This window comes from Kitasatospora sp. NPDC056800, assembly GCF_042789775.1.
Taxonomy (GTDB): Bacteria; Actinomycetota; Actinomycetes; order Streptomycetales; family Streptomycetaceae; genus Kitasatospora.
This window is the reverse complement of the sequence record NZ_JBHUAL010000033.1, coordinates 39129-53843: the sequence shown is the minus strand read 5'-3', so window position 1 is coordinate 53843 and position 14715 is coordinate 39129. Positions and strand designations below refer to the sequence as shown.

Below are 14715 nucleotides of genomic sequence, written 5' to 3'. Positions count from 1 at the left end.
CGGCCGCGCCCCGGCCCCCGGGGCCATCGCGCTCGTCACCGGTGCCCCCGGGGCCGGCAAGTCGGCCCTGGCGCTGCGCTGGGCCCACCGCACCCGGGACCGCTTCCCCGACGGCCAGCTCTTCACCGACCTGCACGGCTGGTCGTCCACCGGCCCGCAGCACCCCCACGCCGTCCTGGGCTCCTTCCTGCGCGCCCTGGGCGTGCCGGCCGAGGACGTCCCCGCCCGGCTCGACGAGACGGCGGCGCTCTACCGGTCCACGCTGGCCGGCCGGCGGGTCCTGATCGTCCTGGACAACGCCCTGGACGCCGCGCAGGTCCGTCCGCTGCTGCCCGGTGCCGGGGGCTGCGCGGTCCTCGTGACCAGCCGTGAGCGGCTCACCGGCCTCGTCGTACGGGAGGGCGCCCAGCGGATCGAGCTGGCGGAGTTCAGCCCGGACGAGGGCCGCGCCCTGGTGCGCCGGGTGCTCGGGGCCGAACGCGTCGAGGCCCGGGAGCAGGCCGTCGCCCGGCTGCTCGACGCCTGCGGCCACCTCCCGCTGGCCGTCGCGCTCGCCGCCGCCCGGCTGCGCGACCGCCCGCACCACGACCTCACGGACTTCGCCGCCGAACTCGCCGGCAACCGGCTCGACGTCCTCAGCGCGGACGGCGACGACCGGTCCGCCTGCCTGCGCACGGCCTTCTCCTTCTCCTACCGCGCGCTCGACGGGCCCGCCCGGCGCCTGCTGGGGCTGCTCGCGACGAGCCCCGCCGTCGACCTGTCGGCGCCGGTCGCCGAGGTGCTCGGCGGCCTGGAGCGTGGGAGCGGCGCGCGGGTCCTGCGCCGGCTGGCCGACGTCCACCTCCTCACCGAGCACCGCGCCGACACCTACCGCTTCCACGACCTGCTGCGCCTGTTCGCCGCCGAGCAGGGCGTGCGGCAGGAGAGCCGACGCTCCCGCCGCCTCTGCCTGGAGCGCTGGTACGCCTGGTGCCTCCACCATGCCTGCGCCGCCACCCGGACGCTGGTGCCGGGGCGGCCCCACGTGGCGCTGCCACCGCCGCCCCGGGACCTGGGCACCGTCACCTTCGCCGACCCCGCCCAGGCGCTGCGGTGGTGCGACGAGCAGCGGGCCAACCTCCTGGCCACCGCCGCCCACGCCTTCGAGCACGAGGACGACGACGTCGCCTGGAAGCTCCCCTCGCTGCTGTGGCCCTACCTGCACCGGACCGGGCCGCACGCGGAACGACTGGCCGTGAGCCGGACCGCGGTGGCCGCGGCCCGCCGGCTCGACGATCCGCTCGCCCTGGGCCTCAGCCTGAACGACCAGGGGCACGCCTGGGGCTCCGCGGGCGATCTGCCGCAGGCCCGCCGGCACTACGAGCAGGCCCTGGAGCTCGTCCGCGCGGCCGGCGACCGGGCCGTCGAGGCACTGGTGCTGGCCAGCCTGGGGGTCTCGCACTTCAACTGCGCGGACTACGCCGGGGCGGCCGACCATTTCGAACGCGCCCTGCGCCTGCTGGCCGCGGACGGTCCGGGCGCCGCCCGGTGGACGGTCCTGCTGTGCGAGACCAACCTCGCCAGCAGCCTCCTGATGCTCGGCCGGTCCGAGGAGGCGCAGGCCCTGGCCGAGCGGCTGCTCGCACCGGAGATCCGCCGGCTCGGCGGCGTCCCGGAGTGCAGCCTCCTGAACGTCGTCGGCATGGCCCGCTATGCCGCCGGCCGCCCCGAGGAGGCGCTGGTCCACCTGGAGCGCTCGCTGGCCGTCGGCCGGACCATCACCGGATACGTCGACCAGCGCGCCAACTCCCTGACCGCCCTGGCCGCCGCCCAGCAGGCGCTCGGCCGCGACGCCGACGCCCTGCGCTCCTGGGAGGAGGCCCTCACCATCTACCGCGAACTGCCCGCCCACTACCGCGACGCGGCGGTCGGCCTGCTGACCTCCCTCGGCTTCACCCCGCCGACACCGCCGTCCCCGGAGCGCGCCGCTCGCCACCCGGGCCCGGACCCGGACTCGGCAGCCGGCCCGGGCGGCGCGGACGGCGACGGCACCACCGACCCCGCGCAGCCGTGACCGGCGTCGGGACCTGTCGGGAGGCCTTGCCGGGAGATGTCGGTGCCGCGTGCCGCCGGTGGAGGCGACCGGCGTCAGGACGCGGCCGCACGCGCCGCCTCGAGTTCGGCCACCAGCCGTTTGACCCGCTTGTTGGTCCGGCCCGAGCTGTGGCCCGCCAGCATGTACAGCGGGTCCGTCCCGCCGGAGGCCAGCACCAGCTCCGGGACGTCGGACGAGTAGACCCTGCCCTCCAGGACGGCCACCCGTACCTCCCGGATGTCCGCCCACGCATAGGAGCGCGCTCCGAGCAGCCCGGAGTACTTCACCCCGGCCGGCCCGTAGGAGACGCCGAACACCGGCGCGCGGAACGTCAGCACCGCACCCGGGATGCCGAGGAGCAGGACCGGGACCAGGGGTCCCAGCCCGCGCGCGGCCCCCGTCGTCACCAGGCCCGTCGCCATCACCACGGCGATCAGCAGGCACGCGCCGCCCAGCAGGAAGTAGGTGAGCGACCAGGCCGTACGCCTCGTCCGCTTCCGCATGCCCGCGCCCCTTTCCGCTGTCCGCGGCGCGCGGCGCCGTCCGGGGTTCGGGGGTGCCGCCACCGCCCGTGCGCAAGCATACGAACGTGTGGCCACGCCGCCGAGGGCAGGGCATCAGCGCGCTCCCTGACCCCTCGTCGTCCTGCTCCGGCCCTCCCCCGGCACCGGCGGGCGCCCGGGCGCGGCGGACTCGACCGGCCCGGCGGCCCGGCGCTGCCGGAGCGGCGGCGTCAGGCCCGCCCGCCGGGGACGGGGGCGAGGCGGCCGAGCATCGCGATCACGGTGATCCGCGTCCTGCTGTCGTTCGTCGCCGCGCAGTGGGCGTCGACGCCCCGCTCGTCCGGTGCCTCGTTCGGCTCGGCCAGGCCTAGCCGGATCAGGTCGACGGTGTACTCGTGGCACCGGGAGTAGTCCGCGGCGGCGCTCACCGCTTCGGCATGGTCGATGCGGCCGGGATCCGCGGCGCGCAGCAGCGCCGGGGTGGGCGGCGGGCCCAGCGTCTCCCCGATCCACCCCGAGACGGCCTCCCGGGGGCAGCCGCGCTCCAGCTTCGAGGTGGTCGCGGCGGAGAGCGCCAGGTGGATGAGGAGCGTCCCGAACCAGGCGGTGACCTCGGCCGGGGGCGTGTCCGTGCCCGCCGGCGGCATCACGGCCTGGTACAGCGCGGCCGGGTCGTCGGCGTGCGCGGCGGCGACGACCGCCTTCATCGCGCTGTCGAGGGCGGCCCTGTCGATGGTCATGTCAGCGGTTCTCCCCATGGTCGGCGGCCGTCAACGTAGCGCTCCGGCGCGGTGCGTGGCCGGTGAAGGGGCGGATTTTCCCCGGTACGCGTGAGGAGGGGGTCGACCGGATTGACGGCTGTCGGCTGTCGGCGGTCACGCGATTCCCCGTGGGCCGCGGTTTCGTGGCGGCGTGGTTCCCGACCCTGGTGGTCACGAGTCCCCCGGGGGACGGTGACCGGCACCAGGCGCACGCGGTGGCGGCACCCGTGGCTGTGGGCCGCCTTCGTCCTGCCCGTCGTGCCGTTGGCGGCGCGGCCCTCGGCCCCGGGTCGGGACGCCCTTCGGCGCACGGGCCGTCAGGCGACCGCCGACGGGTGCGCGATGGCGGAGGCCGGGACGCGGTGGGCCCGGTCAGTGCGCCCGGCCGACTGCCGCCTGGGCCCGGAGGGCGTCGACGGCGAGGCGGGCGGCGGTGCCGATGGCGGCGTCGGCGGCGGGCAGGGTGATGGTGGTGGCGGCGGCGCGGGTGAAGACGGCGAGGGCGTAGCGGCCGCCGTCGGGGTATTCGACGACGCCGACCTCGTGGCGCAGCGTGGGAAGGGTGCCGGTCTTGCCGTGGACGCGGACGTCGTCGTAGGGGAAGCCGGAGGCCAGGCGGTGGGGCCAGACCTGGAGGCCGAGGAGGCGTCGCAGGGCGGTGCCGTGGTCGCCGGGGCAGGCGTCGCCGTGCCAGAGGGCGGCGAGCAGGGTGGTCATGTCGCGGGGGGTGCTGTGGTTGGTGAAGGCGGGGTCGAGGACTCTGAGGCGGGCGACGACGGCGGGGTCGACCGGGGAGTCGGGGCCGGTGTCCTCGGCGAGGGCGGCGATGAGGTCGCGGAGTTTGTGGACGGCGACGGTGCGGGTGAGGCCGAGGTCGGCCATGGTGCGGTTGACGGTGTCGAGGCCGATCCGGTCCCACAGGGTGTCGGCGGCGGTGTTGTCGCTGACGGCGGCGGTGAGGTAGGCGAGGTCGCGCAGGGAGAGGCGGGCGTCGTCGAGCATGGCGCCGAGGCCGGTGGACCCGGGGGTGCGGCCGGCGGCGGGGACGTCGACCTGCCGGGTGAGGTCGACGCGTCCGGCGGCGGCCTCGCGGTAGAGCGTCACGAGCAGGCAGAGCTTGTGGACGCTGGCGGTGGAGACGGCGGTGTCGGCGCCGAGGCCGATCTCGGCGCCGGTGTCGAGGTCGCGTGCGTGGAGTCGGCCGGTGACGCCGGCGTCGGCGAAGGCCGCGGCGATGCGGGTGCGTGCGGCGCGGCCGTGCGGGGTCCGGTCGGCGGCCGTGGTGCGGTCGGCTGTCGGGTGGTCGGCCTTGGTGCGGTCGGCGGCCGGGCGGTCAGGAGCCGGGCGGTCGGCTGTGGTGCGGTCGCTGGTCACAGCGGGAACTCCATTGCGGGCCGGGGGTAGAGCGGGGGGCGGTGGGGCGGCTGGGGCAGCAGGCCGCCGGGTCCGGTCAGCGCCTCGTGGGCGGCCTGGGCGAACAGCCGGACGGCGGGCCCGCCCCGCCCGGTCGGCCAGGCCGTGGAGGTCCGCCAGGCCAGCGGGGTGCCGGTGAGCGGACGCCAGACTGTACCCGGTGGGGGTGTGGTGCGCGGCACCAGGGCGATGGCGCTGCCGGTGAGCACGAGCGCGCCCGCGACGTCCGGTCCCGGCGGGTCGACGACGGCTTCGGGGGTGCAGCCGTGCCTGGTCAGCGTGGTGAGGACCTCGTCGTACAGGGCCGGGGCGGTGGCGCGCGGGAAGAGGACCAGGCGTAGGCCGGTCAGGTCGGCCACCGCGAGTTCCGGGCGGTCGGCGTGCGGGCCGCCGGCGGCGAGCAGGGCGCCGAGCGGCTGGTGCAGGACGGGGCCGAAGGCCAGTCCGTCGGCCGGGCAGGGGTGGCGGACGACGGCGACGTCGACGGTGTGCTGGGCGAGTTCGCGCACCACGGCCGCGACGGGCAGTTCCCGCAGTTCGAGCCGGGTGCCCGGGGAGGCGGTCTCGAAGCCGGTGAGCAGCGCGGCGAGGGTGGCCGGCCCGAGTTCGGGCGGGACGGCCGCGCGCAGGGTGCCGGCCCGTCCGCTGCGCAGGTCGGCGGCGGTGGCGAGGAGGCGGGCGGCGCTGTCCAGGGTCTCCTCGGCCTCGGCGAGCAGCAGCCGGCCCGCCGGGGTGAGGTCGACGCCGCGCGGGCCGCGGTCGAACAGGGTCACGCCGAGTTCGCGTTCGAGGCGCTGGATCCGCTGGGAGAGCGAGGGCTGGGCGATCCGCAGGCGCTCGGCGGCGCGGCCGAAGTGCCGTTCCTCGGCGACGGCGCGGAAGTGGCGGAGGTGCCCCAGCAGGTCCATGGCCAGCAATCATAGGTGTTTTCTTATCGCTCACTTCACGATTGCGGTCTTGGACTGGGTAGCCCGTGGCCTGTTTAGCTGAGCGTGATCGCGCGGATCGCGGCGGTGTGGACCACCGCCGCGGGGCGCGACCGTGATGACACGAACCACCTGGGGAGACCACTGATGACGCCCTACCTCCGCCGTACCGGCACCCGCACCCGCGTCCGCACCCGCACCGCGCTGCCTGCGGTGGCCCTGCTCGTGGCCGCGCTGGTCGGCGGGTGCGGCCCGTCGGGCAGCACCTCGACGGCGGAGGCCTCCGGCGCGACTGCGGCGACGGCGGGCGCGGGGGCGGCCTCCGCCGCCGCGGCGGACGCGGCCTTCGCGGAACTCGAGCAGCGGTTCGGCGCCCGGCTCGGCGTGTACGCGGTGGACACCGGCAGCGGCCGGGAGGTCGTCCACCGGACCGACGAGCGGTTCGCGTTCGCGTCCACGATCAAGTCGCTCGCCGCCGGGGCCCTGCTGCGCAAGGCCTCCGACGCGGACCTGGACAAGGTCGTCCCCTACCGCCAGGAGGACGTGCTGGCGTGGGCACCGATCACCTCGCAGCACGTGGCGACCGGCATGAAGCTGCGCGACCTGGCCTCCGCCGCCATCCAGTACAGCGACAACACCGCCGCCAACCTCGTCTTCGCCGAACTCGGCGGCCCGGCGGCCGTCCAGCAGTCCCTGCGCGACCTGGGCGACTCGACCACCAGCGTCGACCGCACCGAACCCACCCTCAACGAGGCGACCCCGGGCGACACCCGCGACACCAGCACGCCGCGCGTCCTCGCCGCCGACCTGCGCCGCTACGTGCTCGGCGACGTCCTCCCGGAAGGCCGGCGCGGGCTGCTGACGGACTGGCTGGTCGGCAACACGACCGGCGGCCCGTACATCCGCGCGGGGGTGCCCGCCGACTGGCGGATCGGCGACAAGACCGGCAACGCGGGCTACGGCACCCGCAACGACGTCGCCGTGGCGTGGCCGTCGGGCGGGCGCGCCCCGATCGTGATCGTCGTCCTGACCGACCGCGGCAAGGCCGACGCCACCTCCGACGACGCCCTGATCGCCCAGGCGACGAAGACCGTCGTCAGCGCCCTCGGCTGACGTCCGTATCCGCATCCGTCCCGAAGGAGCATCCCCTCCCGAAGGAGCGCCCCTTCCCGACCGACCAGGAGCCCCGACCGCGATGATCCGACCCACCCGCCGGGCCGACACGGACGCCGACTTCACCCGGCGCCGTCTCGCCCAGCTCGCCGTCCTCGGCCTCGCCGCCGGGGCCTCGCCGGCCGCCCTTCCGGGCACGGCCTCGGCCGCCGTCCCCTCCTCCACGACGGCGCCGCCCGCCGCCCCCTCCTCGGTGAAGGCGTCGTCCGCCGGCCGCGCGCACTACGACCGCGCCCGCCGCCTCGCCGCCGACGACCCCGTGCTGCGGGCCCTGGTGACGGCGCTGACGCCCGGCTCCGTCCTTCCCCCGCTGCCCGCGCCCGCGCCCGTCAAGCTGTTCGACAACCTGGTGCTGCTGAGCGCGGGCTGGGTCTCGGCGATGGCGGTGCTGACGGACGACGGCATCGTGCTGATCGACGCGCTCACCTCACCCGCCGATGCCGAGGGCGTCGTCGTCCCCGGGCTGCGGGCGGTCGGCGCCGACCCGGCGGCGATCCGGCACGTCGTCGTGACCCACGGCCACCCGGACCACTTCGGCGGCGCCCAGACCCTCGCCGACCGCTACGGCGCCCGCGTGCACATGTCCCCGGCCGACTGGGACCTCCTCGCCCGCACCCGCCCTGCCGACGCCCCCGTCCGCGACCTCGACATCGCGGACGGCGCGCAGCTCACCCTCGGCGGCACGACGATCGAGCTGCACCACACCCCGGGCCACACCCCCGGCACCGTGTCCCCGGTCATCCCGGTCCGGGCGGGCGGCCGGTACCACAGCGCGATGCTGTGGGGCGGCCTCAACCCGCCCTCGACGGTGGCGGAACTGCGCACCCTCCTCGCCTCCGTCCACTCCTTCCGGGCCGTCATGCGCCGGACGAACGTGGAGGTCGAGCTCTCCAACCACCCGAACGACCACGGCCTCGAACGAGCCGAACAGCTGCGGCGCCAACCGCCCGGCGCCGCGAACCCCTTCCTCCTCGGCGGCCCCCGCACGCAGCGGTACATGGCGGTCATGGACGCGATGGTGCGCGGCCGCATCGCCGACGCGGAGGCTGCGGAAGCGGCGGGGGCGGGAACCGGGGCAGCGTCGCACTCCTGCCGCGGGGTGCGGACATGAGGACGGAGCTCGTCGTCTATCGCCCACCGTGCGGGCGACGTACCGTCAGAGCTCGCCCGGCTCGCCCACCGTGCGGGCGACGTACCGTCAGAGCTCGCCCGGCTCGCCCAGGGTTCGGGGCTATGCCCCGGCGGGGGTGGCGCTATCCGGGCCGCTGGTGACCTGTCGGCGGTGGGGTGGGATGTCGGAAGCGCGTACGGGCCCTCGTCGAACGCTCGGCATGCCCGCCAGGGAGGGCGGGCCTGCCCGCCGGCAGGCCGAAAACGCCTTTCACGGACCCGCAGGCCGTGGCTACGGTGGGCAACCCGCCTACGAGAGCCGGTCCATGTCCCGAGAAATCATCACCGTCTGTCTGGCGCCCACCGATCCCGCCGACGTGACGGAAGCACTCACCGCCGCGATGGCGCCGTTCTGGAACGACGCCGAGATCCCTCCGGGCGGCGTCTGGCAGGGCGAGTGGCAGTGGTGGCACGTCTACGGCGGATACCGCACGGACGGCTTCGCGGTCCGCGCCGGGTACGAGGCCGATCCGCGGCTGGTTCGCAACCCGTTCCTGCTCGACGGCCGACCGCGACCGCCGCAGCCGGCCGGGCGCTGCGACGGTGGGCCGCGCGGCCTGCTCGACCTGGACGTCGACCGCGCGCCCGTGGCGGAACAGGCGGGCGCCGACTGGGACCGCTGGGCCGCCTTCAGCGTCGGCTTCGAACCCTCGCTGTCCCTGAGCGCCATGAACGAGCAGGCCCCCGACGGCGCAACGGCCTGGGCCGCGTACCGCGAGCAGCCGGTCGTCCGGGCCGCAGCCCTGCTGGCGGGCGACGAGCGAACCCGCCGGTGGGCGGGCATGTCCGATCCGGTCGGCCACTACGCCCACACCCGTGAGCAGTTCGTACACCGTGAGACCGCCTACGCGGTGACGCCCAGTGTGCTGCTCACCCTGGACGGCGAGTGGATCGACGGCACGGGCTCGTCGTCCGATCCCGAGGTCCTCGCCGGCGCCCGGTACTACGACTTCGCCTACCGCTACCTCGACGGACTCGCCGAGGACGCCCTCATGATCCGCGTCCGCTTCCACACCTGACGGACCGGCCGGGACGCTGCCATCGGCCCCGGCGCCAGGCGGTGCACCGCCAGCACCTCGGGGCGGCGACGGTCCAGGTGCTCGACACCTGCGCACGGCAGCACCCTGGTCGGCCCACCCGCCTCTGCTGTTCGGGCGGGCCGACCGGCCTCCTCAGAACGGTTCAGCGGGGTGCGTCGGAGCTGACGTCGACGGTGAACTGGCGCTTGATCTGGTCCGGCCCTCCGGGCCAGTCCCCACCGAGCTCGTCGCGGTAGGCGATGTGCACGGTCATGGTGGTACGGCCGGGGTTCTGGGCGCGGAAGGTGAAGTAGTAGCGGCCGCCCGAGCCGGTGTTTCCGATTTCGCCGAAGTCGAACAGGTCCCTGACGTCGAAGTTGTGGACGTACTCGTCACCGGCGGCCTTCGCGACGGCCGGGTCGGGGGCTGGAGCGGCCATGCTCCAGACGTCGCCTGCCAACCGGTAGGCGGGCACCTCCACGGAGAACAGCTCGCCGGGCTTGACGGTGATCTGTCCCGAGGTCTGGGTGAATACGGTGCCGTGGTCGAGTTTGCCAGTGGTCTTCCGGTGGACGGTCACCGCGCGCATGGTGGCCGGGACGGCCAGCGCCACGACGACCACCAGCAGGACGAGGCGCCACCTGCGCTTCACGGGGTCGCTTCCCGGTGGGTGATGCGCAGCGCCAGGACGGCGGCGACGGCGTCGAGCCAGCGGGCGACCAGTTGGTCCCCTGTGGGGTCCTGTACGACCATGGCGGCTGCCTCCAGCCAGCCGCGGGCCACCGTGGCGGCCGGTCCGGGCAGCGGTTCGGGCAGGGCGGCCGCGAAGCGGGTGCCGCCGGCGCGGACGGTCTCGCCGAGGAAGGCCAGGGCCCGTGGCAGCGCGCCGAGCCGGTCGACGGTGATCGCGGCGGCCACCGCGCCGTCGCCGAACAGGGTGGAGCGGTGCGGTCCCGGGTGCGGCAGGCCGAAGCGCAGCAGGATCTCGACGTCCAGCTCGGCGAGCCGGCTGTCGCTCTGGGGTTGTGGGGTGTTCATCTGGTGCCTCACTTGGGCATTCGGACGCTTGTGACGTTGGGGAGGCTGTCGTCGGAGGCGCCGCCCATGTGGTTGTTGATGAAGTCGCTCTCGCTGACCCAGACGGTGTAGCCCCAGGGGTTGTAGAGCTCCAGTTGGTCACCCCGGTGTCCGATGATCATCATTTGGTGGCCGCCGTCTCCGCGGACCGACACGGGGACGGGCTTGCCCTCGTCGATCTTCTGCTCGATCTCGGTCAGCGCACTCTGGCGCTTGTCGCGGCTGTCGAGGTCGACGTTGTGGTACTCCGCGCCGGTGTGCTTGCCGATCTCCTCGTCGGCGACGTCGTCGGACTCCCAGTCCCACATCCCGCCCTTGTCGAAGTGCCACCAGGAGCGGGTGTCGTAGACCCGGTTGGTCTCCTTGTCCCATCGCTCTTTCGACGCCTGACCGTTGTCGTAGGCCGGGTCGCCGGGGTGACCGCCGGTGGTGAGCTGGAAGGCGAAGAGCGGGTCGACCATCGCCCGGGCGGTCACGGTCGAGGCCGCCACGCAGGTCGGATACGGTCCCTGACCCCATTTGACGCCCTGGTAGGCCGTGTCCGTCTTCTGGGTGGAGGTCGCGTCGAGCTGCACCGGGGATATCCGATCGGCGAGCCAGTCGGGATCGTCGGCGTGTTCGTGGATCAGGTCGTCGAACTTCTTGACCTCGTCGTAGCTGTGCCCGGCGGCGAGCGCCTTCATCAGATAGGCGCGCTCCTCGGGGGACTTGCAGCCGGCCAGCAGCTGGTCGAAGCGTGCCCTGTCGGCTTCGCTCATCTTGTCCATGACCTGGCCGGCACGCGTCACGTCGTTGGCCGTGAGGATGCTGCCGTACTCCTGGCTGCCGGCGAGAGCGGCATCGACGATGACCAGCTTGTCCTCCGCGCTGAGGCCCTTGTTCTTGAACTTGCCCGCCAGCGCCTTGCCCGCCAGCGCGTTCAGCTCGCGGGCGGCGGCGCGGCCCGCGTTCTCGGCCTTCACCGCGGCGTCGTGGACCGACTTGATGCCCTCCCTCGCCTTCGCCTGGGCGGTGTGCATCGTGTCGTCGTCCCAGTGGACCGGGTCCGGCATATCGCCGACGGTGATGTCGTGCAGCAGTTTCAGCGCCTCGGCCAGCGGCGCGTGGCCCTGCCCGTGCAGGACCTGAGCCTCGCTCAGCGCGCCGGCCAGCGTCTTGAGCTGGTCCCGGCCCTTGCCCAGGGCGTCGCGGCAGCGCCCGAGGTCGTCGGCGGAGGCCTTGACCACCTCCGCGGCTTTCTCCCCAACCTGCCCGGTCCAGGCGTCGGGCAGCTGCTGCGAGCCGACCTGCGTCACCGTCATCTGGATCTGGTCCAGCCGGCCGCTCGCCGTGTTGTAGGCGGCGGCGAGTTCGCCTAGTTTGCCGGAGTCGCCCTTGGGCGCGGGCAGTTGCAGGGCGTCGTGGACGGCGTACTTGAGGTCGCCGGCGCCCCACATGCCGTGGGACTCGTCGATGGTCTTCTTCAGCTTCTCGGCCTGCTGGCGCTGGCTGCCCGACGGCCCGCCGAGCGGGTGCGCGCTGTGGTCGGCCACGGTCAGGCCCCCTGCTGGTACTGCTGCTGGACACCGTGGTCCGTGGTCGCGTAGTTGGCCGCGGTGGTGTGCACCTTGCCGCCGAGATCCTTCAGCGCGTCGACGTTCACCTGGAGCTCGTCCTGCCAGGCCTGCCAGAAGGCCTTCGCCGCGTCGCCCGCGCCGTACTCGCCGAGGACGGCGGGGTCGGACATGTTCAGCTTGTCCAGGGCCGCTTTGACACCACCCACGTCCCCGCCGGCCGCGACGAGCTTGTCGCCCGCGTCCCCGAGCTTCTCCGGATGAGCGCCGAACCCCGTTCCGGCACCATCGATGCCCATGTTCCCCCCATGCTGTTCGACACGCTCTGTAGAGCATCGAACATCATAACGTCGGCCGATGGACAGTTCGACGGGCGTCGCCGGCACCCCGCTCACCGGTATCGGGGCGCAGGCCCAGCCGAGGGCGGTAGCGCTGCTGCCGGTGACGGGAAGGGCGAGCGGGGCAGGCCGGAGGGGGCTACCCGGAGGACGGGTTGCGGTCGCGGGGCTGTCGGCCGGGGTGGCGTGTGGTCAGTCGGTGTCGGTGGCGGCCAGGACTGCGAGGTGTCGGCCGTCGGGGTGTAGGGCGGCGAGGGCGAGGTCCCAGGCGACGTTGTGGAACCAGGGGGCGGACGCGGTGCCGAGGCGGAGCCAGGTCGTCTGCCGCACGCGGTCGGCGGTCCGGGTGATCGGCGCGTCGGCGGGGGTGCCGGTCAGGGCGGCCAGGGAGCGCCAGGCGGCGAGTCTGCCGTAGGCGCCGTAGTTGCCGTGGCCGTAGGCCGGTGCGCGCAGGGCGGCGGTGAGCAGGGTCCGTAGGGCGAGGTCGGGGTCGGAGGGGTGGAGCCGGGCCGGGGTCTGGCCGGGCGGCCAGGGGGTGAGCGGCAGGAGCGCGAGGAGTGCCGGGAGGTCTTCGGGGGCGACCGGGTCGGGTAGCCAGAACTCCTGGGCGGCGAGCTTGCCGTTGGACTGGGCGAGCCAGTGGGCGACGGCCGCGCCCATGGCCTCCGTCGTGGCGGGTACGCCGGTCTCGGTCGGTTCGGCCGCGGCCGCCCGCTGCCGCGTCGCCGGCGTGGTCTCCAGCGCGTCGCCCGGCTCCGGCCACACGGCCGGGACCGTCCAGGTCCAGTCGTCGGCGGCTCCCGCGGGGCGCCGCAGCCCGTGCTCTTCGGGCAGCAGGGCCAGCGGCAGTACGGCGAGCGGGTGGCCCTCGGCCAGGAGGGTGTCGGCGAAGGCGCGCAGCGCGGGGTGGCCGTTGACCGCGTCCGAGACGAGCACCGTCTCGTGGAGCAGGCAGGCCGCGAACTCGCGCGCGTCCGCGGTCTCGGGTGCCCGGTCGAAGACCTCGTCGGCGATGTCCTCGATGCGGTGCCCGTGGGCGACGACCGCGGCCAGGTAGCGCGGGGAGACGCCGGGGTGCGGCGAGTCCAGCACGCGCACCAGGGCGCGCAGGCTCTGCGGGCCCGGGCGGGCGGCCAGGGCGTTCAGTGTCCAGTACAGGGCCGCGGCGCAGTGCCCCTGAAGGTCCCGGCCGGCGGCGGTGCGGGCGGCGAGTTCCGCCGCGAGGCCGCCGGCCCAGTCGAACTCGCCGGTGGCAACCCGCGATTCGACCTCGGCGCGCAGCACGGAGACGTCCGCGTCGTCGGCCTCGTACAGGGCGTCCACCGTGCGGGTGATGTCCTTGTCCATGGCGTGATTGTTTCCCGGCGGCGGGTGGTCCGCCGCCGGCGGCGCGCCCGCCGACGCTCGGCGACGGCGCGGACCGGTGGCCGCCGCGGCCCCTGCGACCTGCGGATTCGACGAATTGTGACGCGAACGCGTCCATGTGCTGCGGGCGCGTTTCGTGTTCGTGTCCACTTGCCCTGGTCCCTGGTGCCGGGTGTCGCTCGCACACAGACTGGCCTCTGCACGGTCGTGCAACCACCCCTTGGATCGAGGAAGTTCCACCCGCATGCCCAACTCCCCCAGACCCGGCGCTCCCCGGCCGTACCCGTCGCATCCGGTGGGGAGGTGGCGTCCGTGCTCCGGTACGTGACCCGCAGGGCCGCGGGCTGGTTCCTGGTGATCGCCGTGGCCACCAACGCCACCTACTTCCTGGCCAGTTGGTTCCTCGACCCGCGTTCGAACTTCAAGGAGCTGCGCCCGGTCCGCACCGAGGAGCAGATCTCCCGGGCCCTGGCCCCCTACAACCTGGACCCGCACGAGCCGCTGCTGCACCGCTGGTGGGACTGGCTGACCGGGGTGGTCCTGCGCTTCGACTGGGGCCGTTCCCCGGTCGGGGTGCGGGTGAACGGGGAGATCGGCTACCGCTCCCTGGTCAGCGCCGAGCTGGTGACCGGTGCGACGGTCCTGTCCGTCGTCGTCGGTGTCGCGCTCGCGGTGCACACCGCCTCGCGCCAGTACGGCTGGCGGGACCGGGCCGCCCAGGCCCTGTCCATGGCGCTGTTCAACGTCCCGGTGTCGATCGCCGCCCTCGCGCTGGTGCTGCTGGCCATCCGGCTGAACGAGCAGGCGGGTTGGCACTTCCTGTACGTCGCGGGCGAGAACTCGCCCGGCGTGGAGGGGTTCTGGGCGACGGTCGGCGACCGGCTGCTGCACCTGGTGCTGCCGACGCTCACCCTGACCCTGACGGGGTACGTGGGCTACCACCTCACCCAGCGCTCGCTGCTGCTGGACGTCATCGGCTCCGACTTCGTGCGCACCGCCCGGGCCACCGGGCTGACCCGCGCCCAGGCGATCCGCCGGCACGCCCTGCGCACCGCGCTGATCCCCACCGCCCAGTCCGTGGCCTTCGGCATCCCGGCGGTGTTCACCGGCGCGGTGCTCACGGAGACGATCTTCGGTTGGAACGGCATGGGCCAGTACTTCATCCAGACCATCAGCAAGAACGACGTGCACGGCACCGTGGCGACCGCCGCGTTCGCCGCCGCCCTGACGGCGGTCGGCGCGATCCTCGCGGACATCGCCACCGTCCTCCTCGACCCGAGGGTGCGGGTGAGCTGAGATGAGCACTCCTGTAACCCCTGTGACCCCTGTGGGTCCCGACGCGG

Annotated in this window: 14 protein-coding genes; 5 read left to right on the top strand and 9 right to left on the bottom strand. The window is 74.4% G+C overall.

The window, feature by feature from the left end; all coding sequences use genetic code 11:
* Positions 1–2053, top strand: a 2053-nt coding sequence (locus ACFRQN_RS10780; RefSeq protein ID WP_380739759.1) for a tetratricopeptide repeat protein, incomplete at its 5' end; no start/stop codon positions are given.
* 74 nt (positions 2054–2127) lie between these two features.
* Here ACFRQN_RS10780 and ACFRQN_RS10775 read toward each other — a convergent pair.
* The 4 genes from ACFRQN_RS10775 to ACFRQN_RS10760 all read right to left on the bottom strand — a co-directional run bounded on the left by ACFRQN_RS10775 (position 2128) and on the right by ACFRQN_RS10760 (position 5659).
* On the bottom strand, positions 2128–2577 hold the full coding sequence (locus ACFRQN_RS10775; protein ID WP_380739757.1) for a hypothetical protein: 450 nt from the start codon (positions 2575–2577) through the stop codon (positions 2128–2130).
* 230 nt (positions 2578–2807) lie between these two features.
* Entirely contained in the window at positions 2808–3317 is a 510-nt protein-coding gene (locus ACFRQN_RS10770; protein WP_049649255.1) for a hypothetical protein, read from the bottom strand.
* Between the two features lie 393 nt (positions 3318–3710).
* Positions 3711–4574, bottom strand: coding sequence for a serine hydrolase (locus tag ACFRQN_RS10765; RefSeq protein WP_380739762.1), 864 nt, complete (start codon positions 4572–4574; stop codon positions 3711–3713).
* 134 nt (positions 4575–4708) lie between these two features.
* Positions 4709–5659: a LysR family transcriptional regulator gene (locus ACFRQN_RS10760; protein ID WP_375876100.1), complete on the bottom strand. Its 951-nt coding sequence runs from the start codon at positions 5657–5659 to the stop codon at positions 4709–4711.
* Positions 5660–5824: 165 nt separating this feature from the next.
* Here ACFRQN_RS10760 and bla point away from each other — a divergent pair, with 165 nt between their 5' ends.
* The 3 genes from bla (at position 5825) to ACFRQN_RS10745 (ending at position 9039) form a co-directional block, all read left to right on the top strand.
* Positions 5825–6790: a class A beta-lactamase gene (bla, locus tag ACFRQN_RS10755; protein ID WP_380739754.1), complete on the top strand. Its 966-nt coding sequence runs from the start codon at positions 5825–5827 to the stop codon at positions 6788–6790.
* Between the two features lie 82 nt (positions 6791–6872).
* Positions 6873–7961 carry an MBL fold metallo-hydrolase gene (locus tag ACFRQN_RS10750; RefSeq protein WP_380739752.1) on the top strand — a complete coding sequence of 363 codons (1089 nt, stop codon included), beginning with the start codon at positions 6873–6875 and terminating at the stop codon, positions 7959–7961.
* Between the two features lie 325 nt (positions 7962–8286).
* Positions 8287–9039, top strand: a complete 753-nt coding sequence (locus tag ACFRQN_RS10745; protein WP_380739750.1) for a hypothetical protein — start codon at positions 8287–8289, stop codon at positions 9037–9039.
* 163 nt (positions 9040–9202) lie between these two features.
* On the opposite strand, the gene ACFRQN_RS10740 is transcribed toward ACFRQN_RS10745, so the two are convergent.
* From ACFRQN_RS10740 to ACFRQN_RS10720, 5 genes are all read right to left on the bottom strand, one after another.
* Positions 9203–9691 (bottom strand): protease inhibitor I42 family protein, encoded by a 489-nt coding sequence (locus tag ACFRQN_RS10740; RefSeq protein WP_380739748.1) that lies wholly within the window; start codon positions 9689–9691, stop codon positions 9203–9205.
* Entirely contained in the window at positions 9688–10077 is a 390-nt protein-coding gene (locus tag ACFRQN_RS10735) for a hypothetical protein (RefSeq protein ID WP_380739746.1), read from the bottom strand. Before ACFRQN_RS10735 ends, ACFRQN_RS10740 begins: the two co-directional genes overlap by 4 nt.
* Positions 10078–10085: 8 nt before the next feature.
* Positions 10086–11648, bottom strand: a complete 1563-nt coding sequence (locus ACFRQN_RS10730) for a hypothetical protein (protein WP_380739744.1) — start codon at positions 11646–11648, stop codon at positions 10086–10088.
* Positions 11649–11650: 2 nt separating this feature from the next.
* A complete protein-coding gene (locus ACFRQN_RS10725) occupies positions 11651–11968 on the bottom strand; it encodes a hypothetical protein (RefSeq protein ID WP_380739742.1) in 318 nt (105 codons plus the stop codon).
* Positions 11969–12199: 231 nt separating this feature from the next.
* A complete protein-coding gene (locus ACFRQN_RS10720) occupies positions 12200–13354 on the bottom strand; it encodes a DUF6183 family protein (protein ID WP_380739740.1) in 1155 nt (384 codons plus the stop codon).
* Positions 13355–13684: 330 nt separating this feature from the next.
* Between ACFRQN_RS10720 and ACFRQN_RS10715 the strand changes: the two genes are divergently transcribed.
* Entirely contained in the window at positions 13685–14668 is a 984-nt protein-coding gene (locus ACFRQN_RS10715; RefSeq protein WP_049649271.1) for an ABC transporter permease, read from the top strand.
* The last annotated feature ends 47 nt before the right edge of the window (positions 14669–14715 follow it).